12 protein-coding genes are annotated in these 21,752 nt (G+C 47.7%); 10 read left to right on the top strand and 2 right to left on the bottom strand.

Annotation, left to right across the window (positions count from 1 at the left end):
• Positions 1-97: 97 nt before the first annotated feature.
• The 10 genes from HHL16_RS22360 (at position 98) to HHL16_RS22315 (ending at position 17,166) form a co-directional block, all read left to right on the top strand.
• A complete protein-coding gene (locus tag HHL16_RS22360) occupies positions 98-3,703 on the top strand; it encodes a SusC/RagA family TonB-linked outer membrane protein (protein WP_169427557.1) in 3,606 nt (1,201 codons plus the stop codon).
• Positions 3,704-3,719: 16 nt separating this feature from the next.
• The gene (locus tag HHL16_RS22355) at positions 3,720-5,213 is read left to right on the top strand and encodes a RagB/SusD family nutrient uptake outer membrane protein (protein WP_169427556.1); all 1,494 of its coding nucleotides are present in this window, start codon (positions 3,720-3,722) and stop codon (positions 5,211-5,213) included.
• A 28-nt stretch (positions 5,214-5,241) separates the two neighbouring features.
• Positions 5,242-6,192: a hypothetical protein gene (locus tag HHL16_RS22350; RefSeq protein ID WP_169427555.1), complete on the top strand. Its 951-nt coding sequence runs from the start codon at positions 5,242-5,244 to the stop codon at positions 6,190-6,192.
• 18 nt (positions 6,193-6,210) lie between these two features.
• Positions 6,211-7,134: an ABC transporter ATP-binding protein gene (locus HHL16_RS22345; protein ID WP_169427554.1), complete on the top strand. Its 924-nt coding sequence runs from the start codon at positions 6,211-6,213 to the stop codon at positions 7,132-7,134.
• Between the two features lie 148 nt (positions 7,135-7,282).
• Positions 7,283-9,655, top strand: a complete 2,373-nt coding sequence (locus HHL16_RS22340) for a Gldg family protein (protein ID WP_169427553.1) — start codon at positions 7,283-7,285, stop codon at positions 9,653-9,655.
• Positions 9,656-9,687: 32 nt separating this feature from the next.
• Positions 9,688-11,997: an ABC transporter permease subunit gene (locus HHL16_RS22335; RefSeq protein ID WP_169427552.1), complete on the top strand. Its 2,310-nt coding sequence runs from the start codon at positions 9,688-9,690 to the stop codon at positions 11,995-11,997.
• A 23-nt stretch (positions 11,998-12,020) separates the two neighbouring features.
• On the top strand, positions 12,021-13,361 hold the full coding sequence (locus HHL16_RS22330) for a DNA mismatch repair protein (protein ID WP_169427551.1): 1,341 nt from the start codon (positions 12,021-12,023) through the stop codon (positions 13,359-13,361).
• Positions 13,276-14,667 carry a DNA mismatch repair protein gene (locus HHL16_RS22325; protein WP_240966291.1) on the top strand — a complete coding sequence of 464 codons (1,392 nt, stop codon included), beginning with the start codon at positions 13,276-13,278 and terminating at the stop codon, positions 14,665-14,667. Before HHL16_RS22330 ends, HHL16_RS22325 begins: the two co-directional genes overlap by 86 nt.
• Positions 14,668-14,942: 275 nt before the next feature.
• A complete protein-coding gene (locus tag HHL16_RS22320) occupies positions 14,943-15,326 on the top strand; it encodes a BlaI/MecI/CopY family transcriptional regulator (RefSeq protein WP_169427550.1) in 384 nt (127 codons plus the stop codon).
• Positions 15,327-15,330: 4 nt separating this feature from the next.
• Entirely contained in the window at positions 15,331-17,166 is a 1,836-nt protein-coding gene (locus HHL16_RS22315; protein WP_169427549.1) for a M56 family metallopeptidase, read from the top strand.
• 11 nt (positions 17,167-17,177) lie between these two features.
• Here HHL16_RS22315 and HHL16_RS22310 read toward each other — a convergent pair whose 3' ends face one another.
• Positions 17,178-18,197 carry a type IX secretion system membrane protein PorP/SprF gene (locus HHL16_RS22310; RefSeq protein ID WP_169427548.1) on the bottom strand — a complete coding sequence of 340 codons (1,020 nt, stop codon included), beginning with the start codon at positions 18,195-18,197 and terminating at the stop codon, positions 17,178-17,180.
• Between the two features lie 9 nt (positions 18,198-18,206).
• Entirely contained in the window at positions 18,207-21,725 is a 3,519-nt protein-coding gene (locus tag HHL16_RS22305; protein WP_169427547.1) for a PKD domain-containing protein, read from the bottom strand.
• Positions 21,726-21,752: the final 27 nt, after the last annotated feature.

The following is a 21,752-nucleotide window of genomic DNA, read 5'->3' as shown; positions in this document are numbered from 1 at the left end:
TGCCATCAAACCTTATACTTATTGTGGATACCGGATAACAACAAACGATTGTTGCATAATGGAGCATTATGCAACGCCAACATTACTGCACTGCTTTATGAAAAAACAAATTACCAGAACACTGCTGCTTGTCATACTGATGGCATGGTCCGTTGCAGGATTTTCACAAAGTGTAAGCCTGAAAGGTTCAGACGTACCTGTTGAGAAACTCTTCGATGAAATCAAGAAACAAACCGGCTTCTCTTTTTTTTATCCGGCCAATGCCTTGAAAGGCGCCCGGCCAGTGAACATAGACATTACCAATACCTCGTTGAAAGCCGCGCTGGAACTGATCTGTAAAGGACAGCCCTTTACTTACAACATCAACGGGAAAATTATCACCATCTCTCTGATTCCGGTAAAAAGATCAGTATCCGATTCAACCAATATGGAGAATGGTTCTTCTCGGGAACAGCTGATAACAGGCCGTATTACCAGCAGGGAAGGTCAGCCCCTTGCAGGCGCCACCATCCGCGTAAAAGGTAAATCTACAGGCGGCAAATCGGCCGACGACGGGCGATACAGTATTACTGCTGAAGCAAATGATCAATTGATCGTTACCTATGTAAATTATAAGCAGGACATCATTTCCATAAAAGGCAGAAAAGTGATCGATGTGATACTGGAAGCCAACATCAGTGCTATGGATGAAGTAACCATTTCCACCGGCTACCAGAGGATCGAACAAAAATACATGACGGGAGCCGTTACCCGTTTAAAGATGGACTCCCTCTACCAGCCCGGCATTACTACCGTAGATAAAATGCTCGAAGGCCGTGTGCCGGGATTAATCATGATGCAGAATTCCGGACAGGCTGGTGCTGCACCAAAACTGCGCATCCGCGGAACATCCACCATACTCGGTTCCCGTGAACCGATATGGGTGGTAGATGGCATCGTGCAAACGGATCCCGTACCAATAGAAGCCAACCGCATCAACGACTACGATTTTGTAAACCTCGTAGGAAACGCCATATCAGGACTTAATCCCAACGACATAGAAAATATCAGTGTACTGAAAGATGCTGCCGCTACAGCTATGTATGGTGTAAGGGCCGCCAATGGCGTAATTGTGGTCACCACTAAAAGAGGTAAATCGGGCCCGGCAACAGTCAGCTACAGCAACAATATCACTTATACCCGGCGGCCAAGATACACAGACAACGATGTGTACATGATGAACTCACAGGAACGGATAGACGTTTCCAAAGAAATGTTCGACCGTCAGATTCCCACCAAAGGAGTACCGGAAGCCTATGAAAAAGCCATGATCGCTTACTACAATGGCGAAATAGATTATGCAACCTATCTGCAACGGGTAAACCGCGCAAAGACCATGAATACCGATTGGCTGGGGGCAGTAACTCAGGATGTTTTGTCCTCCAATCAAACACTCGGCATTTCAGGGGGCAGTGCACAAAGCAGTTATTATGCATCGGTAGGTTATACCAATGAACGCGGCGTAATCAAAGGCGAATACAGTAAACGATATACCGGTTTGCTGAAACTGAACCTGAACTACAGGAATTTCCTTGCGCAGTTCAGCATCGTTGCCAACAGGAACGACCGCCGCTATACGCCGGAAAACCTCGGCATTCTCAAATACGCTTATGGCACCAGCCGCGCTATTCCGTTATACAAAGAAAAAGACAGCCTGTATTTCTATGCTCCTACCCTGCCGGATGGCACCACTTCGTTAAGACCCGCTTTTAATGTTCTGAACGAGATGAACCACTCCGGCCAAACGGTAGAAGGGAACAGTTATACATTTACAGGTAACCTCAATTATCAGCTGGTGCAGGGGCTTCAACTGAAAGCTGTACTATCCTACACAGCTTCCAATACCGAGCAACGCAAATGGTATGACGAAAAAACCAGTTACATTGATCAGTTAAGAAGCGCTGCACCGGGAGACCCCAGCTCAAATGCCATTCCGTTTGGGGGTGAACTGTGGCAACAAAACAATCGCGTACAGGCTTACACAATGCGGGGTGATGTTGAATACAGCCGATACGCAGATGCACGCAAAAAGCATTTTCTGAATGCGATGCTGGGTACGGAATTATCATCTTCAAAAAACAGTGCGCTCGCTCAAACGCGCAGAGGGTATTACCCCGAACGCGGATACAGTTTTGCCCAGATCAACCTCGCCACTTATACTGCTTATGCCAACTGGCTGCAAAATTCCGGACAACCCACCATCACTGAAGGGCTTACAAATCTTGCTTCGGTGTATGCTTCGGCCAGTTATATCTATGATGATCGTTATGTGCTCACCGCAAATGCACGCAGCGATTATTCCAATGCTTTTGGCTCCAGAAGCAATGAACGCTTCATGCCAACATGGGTGATCTCTGCCCGGTGGAACATGGAAAAAGATTTATTAAAAAACCTTCAATGGGTGAACACCGCAGCGCTTCGGCTCTCCTACGGAACACAGGGTAATATGCTGCAGAACCAAACACCCTATGCCATTATTCAGAAAGGAGATCTGATCGGTGATTATGGCGCCTTTGGTTCCACTATCGCATATCTTCCCAACCCTTATCTCCGCTGGGAGAAAACAGATAACTATGATGCAGGCATTGATTTCAGCCTTTTAAATGGCAGGCTCGTTGGCTCTGTAGGAGTATTCTACAAAAAGACCACCAACGCTTTCTTGACACGCTCCGTTTCGGTTGTGAATGGTGTAAACTACTACACCGTTAACGGAGGCGATCTGGAAAACAAGGGCATTGAACTCAGCTTTAATTTCACTCCCATCAATAACGCTATGAATGGCGGAAAGAAAGGGCTGATCTGGCGCATCGATCCGCAGCTGGGACAGGTATTCAACAAGATCCTCGACAGGGCCCTTGGCAACAACAGGCTAACGTTGAATGCAAACGAAGGAGAAAATATCAACTACACTACTTATCTGAATGGAGATATACCAACAAGCGGTAAACCGGTAGGCACTTTTTACGCCTATCGGTTTAAATCAATCGACAACAAAGGTGTGCCCGTTTTCTATGGGGCTGAACCCGAAAATGCCGCAGCGCTCGAAGCAAAGTACAGCAAGATGAGCACAGAAGATATATTCAGAGAAGTGATGACAGAATCCGGCAGGCGTGAACCGGTATTGCAGGGGAGCATTTCCAATTATCTGGCTTATGGCAACTGGTCGCTCAACCTCAACTTCACTTATAGTCTCGGCAACAAGATCCGACTGCTGAAAATAGCCTCTGGAGAATATGGAACCTTTCAACCCAGCTCCCAGCAGAACCTTCGCAAAGAGTATGTCGATCGCTGGCGTTATCCCGGCGATGAAACAAAAACAACCATTCCCGGCTTGTTTTCTTTGGCAGGCAATGAGCGCGCGTGGTGGGGAGCCAACAACGCATTTGCTTTGGATTATTTCCAGATGTACGATTATTCCGACCTGCGCGTAGTAAGCGGAGATTACCTGAAGCTGCAATCCGCCGCACTTAACTACAACTGTCCACCGGAACTTTGCAAACGTTATCGTTTGAAAGCCGCCCGCATTAGTCTCTCCGGTTCAAACCTTGTTACCTGGGCACATAAAGAGATGAAGGGACAAGATCCTACACAATCGGGAACAAGTCCCAATATCAATCTCTCGATAAGACCTGTTTACGCCCTTTCAATAAATGTGAGTTTTTGATTTAATACACAGACACATGAAAGCCATTCATATTTTATTCATTGCGGCTGTTTTGTTTATCAGCCCTTCCTGCAAAAAATTCCTGGCGCAGTATTCACAGAACCAGACTTTCATTCAGTCAGCTGCCGATCTGGACGAATTGCTGATAGGCAGCTGTTATCCTTTATCTGGACTCTGGCCTGAAATGTTGCTGCTGGATGATGATCTGGAGCAAAATCCTACCATTACACAAACATCCAACCTCGTCAGTTACCCTGAATTCGGCATACACTACTGGCAAAAAGATCCTGCATTGAACAGAAACGGATCGCTTAATCCTGGGTATGGCAGTTATGAGATTTTTTACAAAAGGTTCTCAACGTTGAACACTATCTTATTCAACATCCCTTCCCTCAGAGAAAAGAATGAGCCCGAAAACGCGTTGCAACGCATAGCAGGCGAAGCGCATTTTCTTAGAGCCTACTATTATTTTCTGCTGGTGAACTTCTACGGTAAACCTTATAATATTTCTACGGCAAATACCGATAATGGAGTTCCGCTGAAAATCACTCCTGAAGTGCAAACCACCCCGCTAAAAAGAGCAAGTGTAAAAGAAGTATATGATCAGATCACAAGCGATCTGCTGGATGCAGAAAAAGAACTGGCCGGCGCCAATGAAACAGGAGTATTGAGAGCCAATCAGGCTGCGGTACAGGCATTACTGTGCAGGGTTTATCTCTATCGTGAGGAGTATGAAAAAGCTGTTTCCGTAGCCGATAAAGTATTGCAAAAACATTATCAGCTGCAGGATCTGAATAACTGGCCAGCCTCGTCTCCCTTTCTGGAACGCGCTTCGGCTGAAATCATTTTCACATCAAATGCCACCGGCAATAATATGTACCGGGTAATGATCGATCCGGCAATACTACTGTCTCAGTATATCAATAACTACCGGGTGTCTGAAGACTTGCTTGGCAACTACTCCACCACTGATCTCAGACCTGGGGCTTTTTTCAAACAACTGGATGAAGGGGATTTCATCACCAAAAAATCAGGAGATGATAACAAATCCGATGCATGCGATCTGGCCATGATCAGATTGCCGGAATTGTATCTGAATAAAGCAGAAGCGCTGGCTGCATCCGGAAAAAATGAAGAAGCCATTGCAGCCATTCAGGAATTACGCAAGAAACGTTTTAAGCCGGCCGATCTCACAGACTTGCCATTCAGCGGAAAGCAATTGATAGATTTCATCAGAGATGAACGCAGAAGGGAGCTTTGCTTTGAACTGCACCGTTGGTTCGATCTGCGGCGTTATGCCGTCAACAGCAGGTTCCCTTATGAAAAATCCATCCGCCACCGTGCATTTGCTTTTGATGGTTCAGGGCGTTATGAATCGGGGTATTATGAACTGAAACCATACTCGCAGGAACCTTCAGCCTGGCTGCAACCGATCCCTTCAAAAGAAATTGAATTCAATAAGGGAGCCATTACAAATGAGCCTCGCCCCGACCGCCCATTGATTCCATAAATGCATGCTAACTCCTAAAAAAACATATATGCAAGCAGTGAATAAAATACAACTCATCCACAACAGCCTGTTGCTACTGCTGTTTTTTGGGGTCGCTTCCTGCAAAAAAGAAGCACCATTGCAACCCGATGAGAAAGATGAAAACCGGTTGGAAGTAAAAGACAATCCTTCAGACCCGGTGGATCATGCCATTTACCAGTTCTATCAGACTACAGGAGTGCCGGTATTTTACAACGATACCATCGAGCGCATACACGTTGGCGATACTTCCGGCATACCAGTTTATTCTTACCGCAGGCTGGCAACCAATTACTCGCCATTCGGCATTCAGCCGGGGCTCTCCTATAAACTGATTCCGGAAAAAGAACAGGCACTTCCTTTATTGCCATTGCTCAGGGAGGAAGTACTTTCACGGGTACCCACCAACATGCAGGTTTACAGTATCCTGATTGTAAAATCGTTGACTTTAAGAGGAATAAGCAATGCAGACAATTCGGGGTTTTCAGGGGTTTCGAATAAGCCGCATAATGCTTTCAATACCATCCTCATTCCTGCTGTGAATCCCGATACAATGACGGCAGCAGGTAAGAAAACATACGCTGCTTCGGTATTGGCAAAACTGGCTTCCAAAAGATTATTGCGCGAACACCTTCAGCAGATACAAACTGAGTTTTACAGCCTCACTAAGAACGTTGCTCCGGGCAAAAGAATTTATGGCGACCTGTGGTCTGCCCTTTCTCCCGGAGTACCGGTAATTTTTGAAGAGTACGGATTCATCAGGGCCAGTTATTCATTGATCATGTATGGAAGAAAATCCATGCCGATGATGCAGGATGATCTGCTCACTTATCTCGAAGCAGCACTTACCTATGAAACCATAGAAGCTTTCGATGCCGATTATGCTTCGTACCCGGTAGTACGGAATAAATTCAGAGCTGCACGTACGCTGCTCAGGTCGATCGGATTCCAAATACTTTAAACATCTACATTAAGAAATATGATACTCAAAACCGAACACCTGTCGCACAAATACAGCAGCAGCTGGGCCATCCGCGATATCAATATCGACATTGCCGACTCCGGCATTATCGGTTTGCTTGGATCAAACGGCGCCGGTAAGTCCACTACCATGAATATTATCTGCGGCTCCCTCAACCCTACCGAAGGCAATGTATTCATCAATGATATCGATTTAAGAAAACATCCGCTGGAAGCTAAAAAACAAATTGGCTTTCTGCCTCAGACAGCTCCACTCTATACCGATCTTACCATCGATGAATACCTGGTGTATTGCGCAGCGCTTCGTTTGATGGATAAGCAGAAAATAAGAGAGGCTGTTGAAGAAGTGAAAGAACGATGCGGTATCGCGCATTTCAGTTCGAGGCTGATCAAGAATTTGTCTGGCGGTTACCGGCAACGTGTGGGCATCGCGCAGGCCATTATCCATAAACCCAGACTGGTAGTGATGGATGAACCCACCAACGGGCTCGATCCCAATCAGATGATCGAAGTAAGAAAACTGATCAGGGAAATTGCAGAAGAACACACCGTGCTCTTTTCATCGCACGTACTGTCTGAAGTAAACCTGCTTTGCAGGGAAGTGATCATGATCGAAGGAGGCAGAATTGTTTTCTCGGATACCATGGATGCATTCAATAACTACGCACAGGCAAGCGCTGTGCTGATGCTGATGGATAATCCGCCACCGGCCGCCACATTGGAAAGCATCAAAGGCGTGCTCCGTGCGGAATTCATTTCAAACAAACAGGCAAGGATCCATTTTGAAGGCAGCGAAGAAGAGATCACCAATCTGTTGATTACCGCCAGTGTGAACGGCGGCTGGCGTCTCAGGGAAATCAATCCCGACAAAGGAGTGCTCGACGAAGTATTCAGACAGTTATCCGACACAGCAGGACAATAAGCATTTCCTGAAAGAATCAGTAAAAATATAGTCTGCCCTGCGAAGGCGGACAGGCCATGCTTTGCACTCACAGGAACCTTGCATGCTCATCACAAAGTTGCCTGCCCGTGTGAAGTTCCGGCCAACAAAAACTTTTAAAAGAATTCGGATGAACCTAATTTTCAGAATAGCCCGAAACGAATTAAAGAACCTGTTCTACACGCCTGTAGCCTGGTTTCTGCTGATCATATTCTGGGTGCTCAGTGCACTTTTCTATGTGGGGCGTGTATATGTGATGGGCCCCAGAATGTACAATATACTCAAAGAAAAACCCTGGTCGGTATACTTCAGAAACGTGTCGCTCACAGAAGGTTTCGTTACGCACCCTCAATCGGGAATGATCGCAGATGTATTGCAGTACCTGTATCTTTTTATCCCATTGCTCACCATGAGTGTGATCAGCAGAGAGTTCAACAGCAGTACCTACAAATTGCTGTACTCTTCTCCCCTGCGCATCCGACAGCTGGTATTTGGGAAGTATCTCGGCATCTGTTTTTTCAATATGTTGTTCATGCTGATACTGGGAGTGATGATGGTTACTGCAGCATTCGACATACAATCAGTAGACGTTGGCGTAATGCTGTCTGCCGCTACTGGTGTGTGGTTACTGCTTTCCACTTATGCCGCTATCGGCTTTTTTACTTCCAGTCTTACCCGCTTCCCGATAGTGTCTGCCATTATCAGTTTTGTAATTCTCACTATTCTGGGAAATATCCACATGCTGTGGCAGGAGTTTGATTTTGTAAGGGACCTCACTTATTTTCTGAGTCTCAGGAGCCGTACCAAAAGAATGCTGAGTGGCCTGCTTACAACGAAAGATATCATTTACTATCTGGCTATCATTGCAATGTTCCTCGCCTTCACCATGCTGGTGATGAAAGGCAAAATGCAATCCAGCCCATGGTACGTAAGGGCGGGAAAATATCTGGCGGTGATCGCAGTTACTTTGAGCATCGGTTATCTTTCTTCGCGTCAGCCTGCAATCGGATACCTCGATGCTACTGTTGGGAAAACCAATACCCTTCACCACATAACGCAACAACAGTTAAAAGCCTTTGGGGACGATCCGCTTGAAGTGACGCTCTACACCAATCTTTTCAATCAAGGTGAAGAATACTGCTTTCTTGGCCTTCCTCAGAATATCAATACCTATATGGATATGTGGGAACCCTACCGGCGTTTCAAAAACAATATCCGGTTCAAATATGTGTACTACTATGCGGTTCGGCCAGGCGACAGCACTTTGTATTATAATTTTCCGGGGAAAACATTGAAAGAGATCGCGGTGCTGGTATCCAAAGCATTGAGAATAGATTCATCCCTGTTCATGGGACCGGAGGAAATCAAAAAGTTTGTAGACCCCGATTCTCTGAATTATCAGAGAGGAAGCCGGCTAAGCTGGAGAGGCAAATCCATACTCATCAATTTCTTTCCTTTCAAAACAGGCCAACCTTCTTTCAGCAATATCCAGGCAGCCAGTGAATCGGCTTTCAACGCTGCTTTCAGGCGACTTCAGGGAGAGAAGATGCCGAAGCTGGGCTTTATTTCCGGACAACTCGAACGCAGCATATTCAAAAACGGAGAAAGGGAATATGCCTGGCTGCATTCATTGTATCCGCTCGGCTTCGATATGGATACACTGAACCTGAATACGCAGCAGATACCAGCAGACATTACCACACTGGTACTTGCCGATCCCAAACAGGATCTCAGTGCGACAGTAATGGAGAAACTGAACCGATACATACATAGCGGAGGCAACCTCTTCATTCTCGGAGAACCCGGTAAGCAGCAGGTATTGAATCCGCTGCTACAGCAGTTGGGGGTACAGTTGATGCCTGGACAACTGGTACAGCCAAGCTTCCACGAAACAGCGGATAAGATCAAATATTACCGGGCGCCTGATGCATACAAACTGTCGGAAGAAGGGCTCAATCAATTATACATCAGTTTTCTTGCTACGAATAATGATCAGTTGCGTGGATCTGATACGAGCTATGAAACAACGGAAAAGGTCAGTCGCATTTCTTATACCGCCGACAGTGGTTTCACCATAAAACCTTTGCTGATGACAGAACCCGGAAAAGTGTGGCAGAAAATGGGAAAGCTGGTAATCGATTCCACTGCACCCCAATTCAATGCAGCTGAGGGCGATCTGAAAGAAAACAGTTACCCGGTTGCCATCCAGCTTACACGACAGCTCAACGGAAAAGAACAGCGCATAGTGGTGATGGCCGATGCAGACATCCCAAGCAAAATAAGAGTAACAGCCGGGCGGGGTTTCACGCTGGTCCGCTCTGTTTTCAGCTGGCTCAACTACAACGAGTATCCGCTTTTCCTGAACTTCCCATTAGCAAAGGACAACTGGATGACCATGACACCCGGCTGGGCCAAACTCGAAAAACTGCTCTATGTATGGGTGATCCCTTCGCTGATATTACTGCTGGGCATGGTATTGCTGATAAGGAGAAAAAGAAAATAAAACAACATTATTCCTGATAAAAATAATATTACATGCGCCTGATTCTTACCATAGCAAAGAACGAATTGCGCTATCTCTTCTACTCGCCCATCGCATGGTGCACCCTCATCGTTTTCTGGGTTTTAAGCGCTATCGCTTATGCCTATCCGGTACATGGCGACGCTAATTTTCAGGAGGTGATGATCAAAAACAGCGATCCCCATTGGCACTGGCATCCGGGATTTCTGACCCTGAGATATTTCGGAGATGTGTACAAATCGGCAGTGTCTTATCTCTACCTGTTCATACCCTTGCTCACCATGAGTTTGATCAGCCGGGAAAGAACATCCGGCACCATGCGCCTGCTAAGCTCTTCGCCCGCTACTGTAAGACAAATTGTACTGGGCAAATATCTGGGAATGATGATGTACCTGTTGATGCTGGTGGCCGTTATAGGATTGCTGATGATTATCGGCGCATTCAATATCCGTGATGAAGATGCCGGAGTGTTTCTGTCCGGACTGCTGGGATTCTACCTGTTGGTATGTGCTTATTCAGCTATCGGTATGCTGATGTCTGCGCTTTCCATCCATCCCATCATTGCGGCATTGGGTGTTTTTCTCACTATCTTTTTGCTCGACCGTATTGGCATGCTCTGGCAGCAATATGATATACTCAGAGACCTCACCTGGTTTCTTTCTCTGCAAAACCGCACACAGAAAATGATGCTCGGTCTCATAGAAACAAGAGACATCGTTTACTTTATAGTGATTACGGGCATCTTCATTTGTTTTACCATCATCAAACTCCGTACTGAACGGGAGTCCAAACCATGGTATGTGCCATTCAGCCGCTATGCGCTGGTAATGGCGGCAGCACTGCTTGCAGGTTATGTCAGCTCCCGGCCAACGCTGAATGTTTACTGGGATACCACTGCTACCCAAATGAAAACCATTCCACCCGAACTGAGAAGCATGCTGAAACAAATGGAAGATGGTGATCTGGAAGTAACCCTCTACACCAATCTGCTCAGCACTACATCGAAAGCCAAGCGTGGCTTTCCGCAGGCCCGCAATCCGGATTATCTCACCCAATTGTGGGATCCGATCCTGCGCTTCAAGCCAGGCATACGATTCAACTATGAATATTATTATGATATAGATCCGCAAACTGCCGATACCAGCTGGTTCCATAAATATCCCGGCCTGTCTGTGGATGCACTGGCAGCTAAAGTAGTGGAACGTGAGAAAGTGGATGTTGACTTCAGCATGTTCAAATCGCCGGCTGCCATCCGCAAACTCATCAACCTGCAACCTGAAGGGAACCGCATGGTGATGCAATTGAAATACAAAGGGCGCACTGAATTCTTACGTACCCTGAACGATCCGAATGTCTGGCCAGACTTCTACATTATTGCATCGGTATTGAAACGGTTGCTGGAACCAGAGAAGATCTCCAAAGTGTATTTCCTTACCGGCGATCTGGAACGCGATATCCGCAAGATAGGAGACCGCGGCTATTTCAACCTCGCGGATAGAAGTGTACGTGGTTCCATTGTGAACATGGGACTGGATATCGATACCCTGAATCTGAATACCCAACCTATTCCAAAAGATATGGCCACGCTGATAATCGCAGATCCTGTGATGGATCTGTCTGCGATAGTTCAGGGAAAGATCAGGAGCCATATCGATGCTGGTGGCAATATGATCATCCTCGGCAAACCAGGCAAGCAATATGTGCTCAATCCACTGTTGCAGCAACTGGGAGTGCAACTGCAAAACGGACAGATTCTACAGCCCACGTATGATGAAACACCTGAAAAAGTAGTAGCGCTCACCACTCCGGAAGCCCGCAATCTTAGTTTTGAAGTATCCATAAATGGCTTAGGAATGCCAACAGTGACGGGTGTTGAGCAACAGTCCGGAGTTTTTACAGTTCGGCCCTTACTATTAACGCAACCCGGCAGAACATGGCTCAAAGCCGGCAACATTGTGGTAGATTCCATACTGCCGCCATTAGATGCCAGAGCTGGTGATCAGGTGAAAGATACTTTCACAACAGCAGTACAGCTTACACGAAACATCCATCAGAAAGAACAACGCATCATTGTTTGCGGAAGCGCCGATTTCCTGAGCAATCTGAGATTGAACGAACCCAATATCCGGTTTGGAAGAGGTGCCAATAGCTGGCTCACCTACAATCACTTTCCGGTAAGGTTAACGAAAATGGAAGAGAAAGATATACTGCTGGATATTTCTGAACACGGTGCACACATTCAAAAAATAATCCTTGTATGGATAATACCCGGCCTGTTGTTACTGGTAGCCATCATATTCCTCATCAGAAGAAAACGACAATAGTAATCCGATAAAAAATACCTGCAATGAACCTACTTCGGACAGACGACCAGACCATCAGTGATCTGGAAATATTTTCAAAGAAGAGCGGTGGAGGCATCTTCGATATTTATAACCATGTGCATACGCGCGGAGGCGAAACGCTGCTGGGCGAACTGTTTCGCCAGCCTTTGTCGGACAGAGACGCCATCAATCGCAGAAGCAGCATCATCGGGAGTTTTGCGAGATTGAACATACCGTTCCCCTATCATACTTCCATTTTTGATACGGCAGAGAAATACCTGAGTCATACGGAAGAAGAAATGAAAGCAAAGGGCAACCGGATGACGTTAGGCGAAAAAGAAATTCAAAACGGCGTTAATGCCATCCTTGAAATTTTCAGGGTTACACTTGCGTTTATTGAGCAACCAAAGATCATAGCAATTCCAGATTATGATGCGGAACGGGAAGCGATCAACAACCTCATCACTGCTCCGGCATTTGAACCTGCACTCAAAGAATCGGAAAAAGCCCGGCTGTCCTATAGTGCGGTTACTGCATTCGATTCACTCTTCCGTATAGCCGAAAGAGAAAAGATACAGCAACTGCTCAAAGCCATCTATCATCTCGATGTGTATATGTCTGTTGCGATGACAGCGCTGGAACGGAAATTCATTTTCCCGAAGGCATTGGAAAAAGGACAGGCCATATTGAATGTGAAGGGCGTGTATCATCCTTCACTCAAAAAGCCCGTAGCCAACGATCTGCAGATGAATGGCGGCAAAAATGTATTGTTCCTCACGGGAGCTAACATGGCCGGCAAATCCACCTTCCTGCGATCGTTGAGCACGGCGCTCTACATTGCGCATATGGGCTTTCCTGTGGCAGCCACTTCGATGGAATTTTCCGTACTCGATGGGATCTATACTACCGTGAACCTTCCTGATAACCTCGGTATCGGCGCCAGCCATTTTTATGTGGAAGTACTACGCGTAAAAAAAATGGCGCAGGAACTCAGCAGCGGCGGCTCGTTCTTCATCCTCTTCGACGAGCTGTTCCGCGGCACCAATGTGAAAGACGCGCATGAAGCAACTGTTGCAGTGATCAAAGGATTTACCCGTAAAAGCAACAGCCTGTTCATCGTGTCTTCTCACATTGTGGAAGCGGGTGAGCAGCTGAAAGACAGCAGCAATGTAGATTTTCAATTCCTGCCCACCCGAATGAAGGGCCATGTTCCTGAATACACTTATCAGCTCGAACGTGGTATCACTGATGATCGTCACGGTATGATCATCATCCGCAATGAAGGCATTCTCGATATTCTGGAGAAAGGAAAAAAAGAAAGTACCTCCTCAACAAATGCTCAAACACCTGTACGCCATGTTTAACAACGACAAACAAACAATAGAAGAACTGAATATCCTCGGCAAGTTCCGCCAGGGTTCTGTGTATGGATTATTTGCTCAGGTAAAGACCCGTGGCGGAGAGCAATTGCTGGATCATATGTTCCGCAATCCCCTGCAGGATGCGCAGGCCATCAATCAGCGCAGCAGCATCTTTCAATTCTTCCAGCAACAAAAACTGAGTTTCCCGTTCGATGCAGCTCAACTAACGCTGATGCGTGAATTTCTGGATACGGAGTCCGGCAAAAATAAGGCATTGGTAATGGCAGCCACGTTGATAAAAAAACTGCTCTCGTCCATTACCCGCGACGAACGCTATAAAAAAATGATGCAGGGGCTGCAGGCTACCATCGTAACCCTGAACAAATGCCATCAGTTCATAGAGCCGCTAGCCGGTATTGAAAGTCCGTTCCAGAGCAGGTTCCGTGCCATCAAAAGCATTCTGGAAACACCGGAGCTGGAGCGGCTCCGCCTGATCGATATCTATCAGGCACTTCCCACCAGTACCCTCGCTTTTTATGAATACCTGCTGAAAGGCCGGATGAAAGAAAAGCTGCTGAACGTAAATGAATTCATCAATGAACTCGATGTGAACATTGCAGTAGGCAATACTGCAACAAGCCGGGGATTCCATTACGCCACGGCCCTGCCGCCCACCATCAACAAACTCGAAGCAAGGAACCTCGCCCACCCCTGCGTGGATCGTGCCATTGGAAATGATCTGAAAATGGACAACAACTCCAATGTACTGTTCTTAACCGGCGCCAACATGGCCGGTAAATCCACCCTGATGAAAGCCATCGGTATAAATTTCTATCTCGCTCATATGGGTTTTCCGGTAGCGGCCAGTTTTATGGAGTTCTCCGTAAGGGAAGGTTTGTACTCAAGCATCAATGTTGCCGATAATATCGGATTAGGGTATAGCCATTTTTATGCAGAAGTTGTGCGTGTGAAACAAGCAGCAGTAGCCGCTGCCAGTGGTAAGCGGTTACTGCTCATGTTTGATGAGCTTTTCAAAGGCACCAATGTGAAAGACGCCTATGATGGTACATTGGCGGTGACGGAAGGTTTTGCAGATTACAGGGATTGCCTGTTCATCGTATCTACACATATTATAGAAGTAGGAGAAGCATTGAAAGGAAAGAACAATATTCAGTTTGTTTATATGCCTACTATAATGGAGGGGCTGCATCCGCGCTATCCGTATAAGCTGGAAAGGGGCATTACGGAAGACAGGCAGGGTATGCTGATCATCAATAATGAAGGGATACTGGACTTATTGAATGACTGATCGCCGGATATCTTCCGGCTGATCATCGGATATCTCCGGCTAATAGTCGGCTGATCTTCGGCTCCCGGTCGGTTAACCATCGGATACCTACGCCTGATCATCGGATAACAGTCGGATAACTATCGGATCGCGCCCCCTCCCGCCGTTTAGCCCGGAATACCTCCGTCCGGGCAATCTCTCCTTCTTTTTATCATGTTGATTATACAAATTGTAAGGGCATCTTAACATTTTGTTACGAAAGATATCGTATATTGGGGCAAATCATTCCATTGGTTATGGCAAATACAAAACCTATCAAACCCACAGAGAGCGAGCTGGAGATATTGCAGGTATTGTGGGACAGAGGAACAGCCAGCGTGCGCGAAGTGCACGAAGAGCTGCTCAAGAACAAGGAAGCCGGTTACACCACCACACTCAAGCTGATGCAGATCATGCACGAGAAGGGGCTGGTGAAAAGGGATGACAGCATCAAAACGCATATCTATCAGGCAACCGTGAGCAAGGAAAAAACGCAGAAACATCTCGTTGGCAAAATGATCGATACCCTGTTCGGTGGCTCTCCCACCGCCATGGTGATGCAGGCCCTCGGCAATCACAAAGCCTCCCCCGAAGAACTGGAGGCCATTCAGCAAATGCTCAACAACCTGAAAAAACAATAGACGCATGAATGAAGTGTACCAGTCCGCTTTCCTGAAGGCATTGGGATGGTCATTGATCGACAGCCTCTGGCAGATGGGGTTGTTGTGGTTGGTTTATGTGATCCTCACCGGCAACGGCAAAAAGTACGAATCGCGTCAGCGACATACCATCGCGCTGCTGTCGCTGGCCGGAGGTGCAGTCTGGTTTATGATCACGCTGGCCATGCATTTTTACAATGCAGCTTCCGCCCCCGCCGTGATTTCGCTCTATCCCGACGAACAGCTTTCACTCGGATTGTTCTCACACACTTCACGTCTCATCGAATCGGCCCTTCCCCTGCTGAGCATGGCTTACCTGCTGGCAGCGGTTTGGTTGTTCATTCGTTTCTATCACCGATATCGTCAGACTCAACAGATACTGAAAGTCCAGACCGTTAAGGCCGCTCCTGAACTGCGCGTATTTCTGCAGCAGGCCGCCGCACATATGGGCATCAAAAAGAATGTGGTACTCCGGCTTTCTTCAGCCGTTGAAGTACCCATGACCATGGGCTTCTGGAAACCCGTGATACTGCTGCCTCTGGCCATCGTGAACCACCTCAGCATCAAACAGACAGAAGCCATTCTGCTGCACGAGCTGAAACATATCAAACGCAACGATTACCTCATCAATATCTTGATGGCCTGTGTGGAAGTGATATTGTTCTTCAACCCCTTTGCGAAATGGCTCTCCAATGTTATCCGCAAAGAACGCGAGAACAGCTGCGACGACCTGGTACTCCAGTTCCGCTACGACCCCGCAGAATATGCCACTTCCCTGTTGATTCTCGAACAGCAGCGCACAGCACCCGGCTGCAATCTGGCCGTTGCTGCCACCGGAAGTAAAACGCCCGTACTGCTGCATCGCGTAAAACGCATTCTGCAGCAGCCGCAGGTGAGCACACCCGTTAGCCAGCGCATGATCGCCTATCTGCTCACCGCCCTCACTTTCGGATTCATCGGATTATACAACCCTGGCAATGTGATTGTGAAAAAAGTATATCCGTATATTTTCAATAACAACGGAGATCTGCGTCAGGTGAAATTCGAAACACCTGCTGCAAAAGATAAAAAATCCGATCATCAGGTATGCAAGGCGGGCAAGAAAAAACCCTGCAAAAAAGAAGAAAGCATCAACCCCGACATGATGCCTTCGCTGGTTGAACTGAGTGCAGATGATGCAGAAAGAATTCTGCAACTGGCCTACGACATTCAGGCTGCATCAAAAATCGAACATCATCAAGCCGTTGAAACACAGCTGAACATACAGGTTAACAACAATTTCGATCAACGTGATTATACCATGATCAGCTATGCGGCGGCCGCTCCTGATCCCGCTCCGGTGTACACTGCCGAGATCAGAGCGTATGTACCTGCCCGTACTTTTTATTATCAGTACATGCAGGATTCCACCACTCCCAAAGAGTACCCTGTTGTTTCCCCACAACTGCAGGCACGCCAGGCAATGGAAAAAGCAATGGCTGCTCTCCGTCAGATCGACTGGCCCAAACTCGAACGCGAATTGTCTGACAAAGGCGTAAAAATGAGCGGCACCGAGATCCGCAAAGAACTCCAGAAAGCCTTCCTCGAAATCACCTGCCTGAGACTTAGCCAATACGCGCAGGGCAATGCCGAAGAAGAAGCAGCCATGTATTCCAAAGCACAGGCCGAATGGCAGAAGAAACTGGAAAACTACCAGCGTCAGCGTCAACGCAAGGTAGCAGAGCGCGATCAGCTCCGTCAGGAGATCATAGAAGAAAGACTGCTGGAGAACATCAAGCCTGAGATGAAGGCGAAGGTTCGCAAAAAAGTGGTCGACATCTAAATTCCATTCTATTACCAAACATTCTTCGGGCACCAGCTCCCGTATTTATTGCCGATCATGAATCCGATGAGGATCTCATGCGTTCCCTTACTCACGGTATTCAGTCGCGTGGTAGTATAATCGTATGCGTATCCGATATTGAGTGAGCTGGAAATATTCATGCCGAGCATGGCGGCAAAACCCTCCCCTGTTCTGTAACTGGCGCCTATCCACGCGAGATCGTGGTATTGCAGCTTCACATTCAGATCGGCCTGCACAGGCAGTGGTTTGATGTATTTCACCATCACCGAAGGCATACAATTGAAATCTTCGGTCAGCAGAAAACGGTAGCCTGCCGTTGCGAAAACATGCGGTACCTGCTTTCCATCTGCCGGACTCACGGCATTGTCGGAGAATTTTATTTTCTGGGGGATGATCTGCTGCGCAGAAAGACCGAGAAAATAAGATGCCGAGTACAGGTATAATCCCGCTGTAAAATCGGGCCTGATATAATTGAGGGACCGGTTCTCATACACAGCCGGATCCACCGGTGTGATCACTCCGAAATTCAGTTTATCGGTATTCAGCCTCAGGTTGGTGAGTCCTGCCCCGAAACCCGCTGCCAGACTGGTCTTTCCGCTGATGCCGACATGATAGGCATAGGTGAGATATCCTGAGAACCGGTTTAGCGGTCCGGTTTTATCATTGATCAGTTGAATGCCGATGCCATGATGCGGCTCCGACGCCGTATAATCTTCCCACCATTGTTTTCCTCTCGGATTCTCTCCCGGAATACGAACACCTGTAGCGGATGTACGGAAATCTTTCTTGCCGATCGGCGCATGTGCGCTGAGGTAAGTGGTTACGGGCGCACCGTCGATGCCCACCCACTGGTGGCGATGGCTGGCCTTCACATCGATATAATTCTCGATGCCCGTTAACGCCGGATTGATGATGTACTGATTCAGCATGTACTGGCTGTAATGCGGCAGCTGCTGCGCCCGCAGACCGGTGAGCATTATCATAAGGCAAAAGCTACAGATCAGCTTCATGTTATTCGGTTATCGTATGATGGTGACCGATCCCTTGAGTACGTCTTTACCGTTTCGCGGATTGATCACCCAGTAATAAGTGGCTGCCGGAAGCAGGTTGCCATTGGTTCTTCCATCCCATGGGCGGCCATATCCAACGGAAGTGAATACGCGCTGACCATAGCGGTTGAACACATCCACCGTACAGTTCGGATAGGTTTCGAGGTACTGCAACACCCATGTATCGTTGATGCCGTCTCCATTGGGAGTGAAGGCATTAGGCACTACTATCTTAGGTAATATTTTCACCAGCACCTCGTCGGTCCCCGAACAGTTTTCGGGTGAGGTAACAGTGAGTGTATACTTCGTATCTTCTTTCGGAGCGGCCGTGGGCTGCGCCCGGAAGGGATCGTTGAGTGTGGCAACGGGCGACCAGCTGTATCGCAAACCATCGCCGGTTCCACCACCCTGCAGCAATACGAAGCCATCGGGAAGTACGCCTTTATCCGGACCGGCATCTGCCTTCGGCGAAGGGTTTACCTGCATCACCTGAGTGGTGGATGCGTTGCATCCGTTTGGCGACCGGAAACTAAAAGTGATATCGTGACGGCCGGGGCCGGCTAACCGCGGATCGAAGAGTCCGGAAGCGCTTACTCCCGGTCCGGTGAACAGTCCGGTCCCACCAATACCAAGACTTTCGCGGGCAGGAATTTGCAGCGGAGCAGCATCTTCACAGACCGCAGGCAGGGAGCCAAAAACAATCAGCGGACTCGATTTGAGGGTAACGATCTTACTTACACTTTTATAACAGGCAGTACCGGTATACGCCTGATATACAATTTTGTAATTATTTGTTGGAGGAGTACCAAAATCACTGTATTGATGCGCATATGATTTACCGGCAACGGGTTCTGCATCGGTAAATCCGAGACCAGGATCGCGGTCGTAATCCCACCAGACGATTGTTTTCAGTAAGTGGCCGCTTTCAATGCGGCTGGCATCTTTGATAACCAGTTCCTGATTGGCACAGAAACTCTGTGTGGCATCCACCACAATATCGGCGGCCTGCACCACCCCATTAACGGTAAATGGTTTGGTGAGCGTAGTGGCGCACCCATCTCCCGATTTAACCGTAAGGGCCACCTGATAATCGCCGGCATTGGCATAATTGTACACGGGGTGCTGATCGGTGGCCGTATTGCCGTCACCGAATTTCCAGAGCCAGCTGAACCGGGAAGCCGAATTATCGGAGATGGTACTGGCATCTCTGAACGATGCAGGATCGAGCACACAGATCGCCGGCAGCGTAAAATCCACCACCGGCGAAGCGTTTACTGCAAGCCGTTGAACATAGACCGGGCTCTTGCATCCTTTGGCGGTTGTTACCTGCAGGCTAATGGTTTGAGGTCCTGTAGTCTCGTAAGTATGTGTTACCTGAGTACCGGCACCGGTGTTCCCGTCTCCGAAATCCCAGGTAAGGTTATTGATCGGAACTCCAAAGCCATTGCTCAGACTAACCATCCGCACCGCTGCTTTTTCGCAGAGGGCATCTTTCAGTTCAAACTTCGCTTCGGGAAGTGCATAGATGGTGATGTCCTTTTTGATAGTATCAGACGTGCATCCGATATCGGTGATCACGGCGTGGCTGATAGTGTAAGTACCGGCATCCGGGTATCGGTATGCAGGAGATGATTGCTTTAAAATAGTAGCGCCATTGCCCATTCCCCAATACCAATTGTTGACGGGCCGCCCTTTTGGAATTGCATTATCGACGAGCATTACATCGTCTGTAAAACATCCGGCATGCGTAAAATTGAAATTGGCGACAGGTTTATCAAACAACTGAAAATCAAAACCCAACTCTTGTTCACCTGAACATCCGCCCAAAGTAGGGTTTATCACTTTTACCCGGATGGGATAGGTTCCGGTGGCAGCTACTTTATCGGGACGTTTAAGTTTGTAGCGATAGAGGGTGAGCCCTCCGTCGAGTGTCCAGCTGGAATCGAAGACCGGGTTATTGATGATGCTGTCCCGCACCCCCATCGCGTTCAGCCTGGGTCCGAAAATCCATTGGATGCGGGTGGGTTCATATGGGAAGGTCATGGCGAGGGAAAACGGACTGCTCTTGCATCCTGCCGGGAAGTTGACGGCTCCGTGATCGTTCTGAACGGTGATGTATTGATAGAGGTCGGAGAGATTGGTACCGGCGGAGTATCCGTAGCTTTCGTTTTCACTGAATCCGTAGACGATAGCATTGAACCCGGAATCACAGTTGATAACATGAGAAGTTGGTTCTGCCTCAGCGCCTGCTCCTATTTCAAGCTGCACATATGCATACGCAGGATCAGCAGGATGCGGCCGAAATGAACCAGAGACATTCATACCATCGATGGTAAAGGAATTGATGATACCAGGGTTGTTTTTTACAACAGCATTAAAGTAGTGATGCCGGAACTCTGTAGTCCCCATTCTCATAGTTGGGAGCGCAGTATGATTAAGCACCTGCTCTACAGGATTCAGAAAAATCATTTCAGGATCTCCATTCCCGGTCGGCTCGCCGCAGTTTTTGGAAGTAAAATATTGAGCAACTGCAATCGGTCCGTTCCCTTCAATCAAATGCGGATTCGAATCGTCGAACTGATAATAAAAATTATTAATAAATGAACTGCCCGGAATTTGCACGCCATCCACTTTAACCTGAATGGATGGATCAGGACGGATGACCCGATAAAAATTCCTCGGCCTTGTGAGACTCGGAACCGTCAGGTATTTTTTACCCCAGGTTACCATCGGATACATCTGCTGAAACAGATTGTCGCTGCCCTGGACGGCACCACTGCATCCAATCCCGATTTTTCCGCTTCCGCAAAACATCGCTACTTTATTGCAACCCGTTCCGGAATTTACGGAACGAACCATCGAACCGGTGAGATCGGTCCGGCTGAGATAATTGAAAACCTCCCCTTTGTTCAGGTTGACTGTATACGTTTGTCCGGCAACCATCGAACCATTCAAAGCCGTAGCGGCCGGTTTGATTTCAAGCCTGGTATTATCCGAGGTGGCCACCACAAAAAAATAGCTGTAAGACGTAGCGTTCGTAGGGCCCGTATTTGCTGCCTGAGTAAAGTTTACGGAGTAATATTCGCTACCTAAAGTACTGACAGGAAGACATAAAGAAGTACCCGAAGCCTGGGCAAGAAAGATCTGACTGTACACCACCACCGGTTGCTCGGCAACAATATGAATACCCTTACCACTCACTCCTTCTTCGGCCAGCCATAACAGATCGGGGAAGCTGGTTACCTCAGTAATTTTATTTGCCTTCACATTGTAGGTACCGATTGTGATACCCAGTGCGGGTACATCAACCGTTACCCTTGTGTCTGTTTCGGAAGTAATATAAATGTCCATCATCGGCTTACTGGCCGTGTACATATCCTGATGGTTTCCGAAGCCCAGCCAGAACTCTTTACCCTTATTGGTGAAGTCCTGCCCATGGGCAAAATAGCAGCCAGTCAGCAGTAGGATCAGTAGTTGGATTTTAGCCATGCAAGCAAAAAGAAGCCGGGTATTAAG

Origin of the sequence: Pseudoflavitalea sp. G-6-1-2 (assembly GCF_012927185.1) — a bacterium.
GTDB lineage: Bacteria > Bacteroidota > Bacteroidia > Chitinophagales > Chitinophagaceae > Pseudobacter.
This window is presented reverse-complemented; position numbering and strand designations above follow the sequence as displayed.

Excerpts from the sequence above, each read along its gene's own strand:
- HHL16_RS22315 (WP_169427549.1), top strand. The coding sequence starts at position 15,331 with ATGAATGAAGTGTACCAGTCCGCTTTCCTGAAGGCATTGGGATGGTCA.
- HHL16_RS22340 (WP_169427553.1), top strand. The coding sequence starts at position 7,283 with ATGAACCTAATTTTCAGAATAGCCCGAAACGAATTAAAGAACCTGTTC.
- HHL16_RS22360 (WP_169427557.1), top strand. The coding sequence starts at position 98 with ATGAAAAAACAAATTACCAGAACACTGCTGCTTGTCATACTGATGGCA.
- HHL16_RS22335 (WP_169427552.1), top strand. The coding sequence starts at position 9,688 with ATGCGCCTGATTCTTACCATAGCAAAGAACGAATTGCGCTATCTCTTC.
- HHL16_RS22320 (WP_169427550.1), top strand. The coding sequence starts at position 14,943 with ATGGCAAATACAAAACCTATCAAACCCACAGAGAGCGAGCTGGAGATA.
- HHL16_RS22325 (WP_240966291.1), top strand. The coding sequence starts at position 13,276 with ATGAAGGCATTCTCGATATTCTGGAGAAAGGAAAAAAAGAAAGTACCT.
- HHL16_RS22310 (WP_169427548.1), bottom strand. The coding sequence starts at position 18,197 with ATGAAGCTGATCTGTAGCTTTTGCCTTATGATAATGCTCACCGGTCTG.
- HHL16_RS22355 (WP_169427556.1), top strand. The coding sequence starts at position 3,720 with ATGAAAGCCATTCATATTTTATTCATTGCGGCTGTTTTGTTTATCAGC.
- HHL16_RS22345 (WP_169427554.1), top strand. The coding sequence starts at position 6,211 with ATGATACTCAAAACCGAACACCTGTCGCACAAATACAGCAGCAGCTGG.
- HHL16_RS22330 (WP_169427551.1), top strand. The coding sequence starts at position 12,021 with ATGAACCTACTTCGGACAGACGACCAGACCATCAGTGATCTGGAAATA.
- HHL16_RS22305 (WP_169427547.1), bottom strand. The coding sequence starts at position 21,725 with ATGGCTAAAATCCAACTACTGATCCTACTGCTGACTGGCTGCTATTTT.
- HHL16_RS22350 (WP_169427555.1), top strand. The coding sequence starts at position 5,242 with ATGCAAGCAGTGAATAAAATACAACTCATCCACAACAGCCTGTTGCTA.